The 2,054-nt window shown below is 68.4% G+C and carries 4 protein-coding genes; 1 reads left to right on the top strand and 3 read right to left on the bottom strand.

Going from position 1 to position 2,054, the window contains the following annotated elements; all coding sequences use genetic code 11:
• Positions 1–68 precede the first annotated feature (68 nt).
• The 3 genes from L0P92_RS44085 to L0P92_RS44075 are packed head-to-tail and all read right to left on the bottom strand — an operon-like array spanning position 69 to position 1,649.
• Positions 69–596, bottom strand: coding sequence for a DinB family protein (locus L0P92_RS44085; RefSeq protein WP_234768756.1), 528 nt, complete (start codon positions 594–596; stop codon positions 69–71).
• A 26-nt stretch (positions 597–622) separates the two neighbouring features.
• On the bottom strand, positions 623–826 hold the full coding sequence (locus L0P92_RS44080; RefSeq protein ID WP_234768755.1) for a DUF397 domain-containing protein: 204 nt from the start codon (positions 824–826) through the stop codon (positions 623–625).
• Entirely contained in the window at positions 810–1,649 is an 840-nt protein-coding gene (locus L0P92_RS44075) for a helix-turn-helix domain-containing protein (protein ID WP_234768754.1), read from the bottom strand. The genes L0P92_RS44080 and L0P92_RS44075 overlap by 17 nt, the downstream gene beginning before the upstream one ends.
• Before the next feature lie 115 nt (positions 1,650–1,764).
• Between L0P92_RS44075 and L0P92_RS44070 the strand changes: the two genes are divergently transcribed.
• On the top strand, positions 1,765–2,054 hold a 290-nt coding region (locus L0P92_RS44070), incomplete at its 3' end, for a hypothetical protein (protein WP_234768757.1).

The following is a 2,054-nucleotide window of genomic DNA, read 5'->3' as shown; positions in this document are numbered from 1 at the left end:
CACCTGGCCCCCGCCCACCCCGACCTCGCCGCCCAGGTCGACACCCTCACGAACCCGGCTGTGCCCGACTAGCCCATGCTCTTCGCGCCGTCCAAGGCCTCGCGGATGATGTCGGCGTGACCCGAGTGCTGGGCCGTCTCGGCGACGACGTGCATCAGCACCCTGCGGGCCGACATCCGAGCCCCGGGCTCGTTCCACGGGGCCTTGGGCAGCGGGTGGGTGACGTTCAGGTCGGGCAGGGTGGTGACCAACTCGTCGGTCTCGCGGGCCACTTCCTCGTACGCCGCCAGCACGCCGGCCAGCGTCTCGCCGGGCAGCATCCGGAACTCGTCGGCGCGCTTGGCGAAGTCCGCCTCGGTCATGGCGGTGAAGTCGGGCATCGCCGACGGGCCGTGCTGGATGAAGGCGGCCCAGCTCCGCTCCACCGACGTGACGTGCTTGATCAGGCCGCCCAGACACAGCTCGCTGACCGTGGTCCGCTGCCCCACCTGCTCGTCGGTGAGGTCGCGCGTGGTGAAGCGGAGGAAGTGGCGCTGCTTGGCCAGTGCCTCCAGCAGGTCGGCGCGCTCATCGGTCTTGTACGTGGTCTCAGTCATGACGGCCACGTTAGGAGTCGATTAGGTCAGATCCTGACCGCTTCGACGAAGGCCGCCCAAGCGGATGCTCGGAATATGAGCTTCGGGCCGTGGGGGTTCTTGGAGTCGCGGACGGGGACGAGGGTGGGGTGGCCGTCAGCTACTTCGAGGCAGTCGCCGCCACTGCCGCCGCTGTAGCGGGACTTGCGCCAGGTGACGCCGCTCAGGTCATGCTCAGGGATGTTCCTCATGGGCGTAATCCTGGGCCATCGTCTCGATCAGGGCCAGAGACTTCTGCGGCGAGAGCGCGCAGGCCGTGAGGAGTTCGTAGGTGAACCTCTGGTGCTTGACGGTTGCCGGGTCGTCCTCCAGCCGTCCGGTGCCGACCCCTTCGAAGTAGACCATCGGAGGGGCGTCCTCGAAGTCCATCAGCTTGATGGAGCCCTCCATGGCCGCGTGCGCTCCGGCACCGAACGGCAGCACCTGCACGATGGCCCGGCCCCGGCGGCACAGATCGGCGATGTGACGCAGGGCCTCCGCCATTACCTCGGGTCCTCCCGTCACTCGGCGCAATGCCGCCTCGTCAATCACCGCCCACAACAGCGGCTCTGTTGGATTGTCGAGGAGCCGGGTGCGCTCCATGCGGGCTGCCACGAGCTCCTCGATCTTTTCTTCAGGAGCCGTCGGCTGATACGCGCGGCATACGGCCCTCGCGTAACCCGGCGTCTGGAGAAGCCCCGGGATCAGCAGCGTCGCGTACTGCCTGATCGCCGTCGCCTGGGCCTCCGCCTCCGCCGCCTCCGCGAAGTGCTCCGGATACCTGGACTTGTTGGCAGCCTCACAGTTCCGCTCGAAGAACCCGTTCGTGCCCAGCACCTCATCCACCAGCGGCGCCATATCCGGCCGCAACCGCCGCGTCCCCGCCTCCAGTTGCCCCACGAACGTGCCGCTGACGAACAGCTTCAGGCCCAGGGCCTCCTGGCTGAGGCCCTTCTTTTCGCGGGCGTGACGTAATTCGGCGCCCAGCAGGGCGCGGGGCGATGACGACGGGTCGAGGTCCTTGGGTCCCGGCATGGCAGCTCCAGGTCGAACAGTGGAGATGTTGGTGTCTCCCGTATGGCCAGGCTAGAGCGGCGCCCGCCACGCTGTGTTGTGAATCGCAAACTCTGTGTGGATGCGGGAGGCAAGTGTGCCGTCGACCGAAGAAGTGGTGGCGTCGTTGCGGGAGGCCCTCGTCGGCGCCGGTGTCGTGTTGCCGTCGCTGTGCGTGGATCCGGTGACGGGCGCCAGTGGTGAGCCGTTCCCGCTCGTCGACCTCGGGCGCTGCAATGTCCGGGTCGCCGAGAAGCTGGCCTCCGTGGTGCGCGGGGAGCGGCCGGCCGTCGGCAGTCATGCCGTGGATGTGCGGGACGGACGTATCGGCGAGGTCAGGGGGCACGTGGGCGGCAAGGTGCAGTTGCGGCCAGTGGGGGGTGGGCG

This window comes from Streptomyces muensis (genome assembly GCF_021474425.1).
In the GTDB taxonomy this organism is placed as follows: domain Bacteria; phylum Actinomycetota; class Actinomycetes; order Streptomycetales; family Streptomycetaceae; genus Streptomyces; species Streptomyces muensis.
Note: the sequence above shows the minus strand (reverse complement) of the source record. Positions and strands in the feature narration are given on the sequence as shown.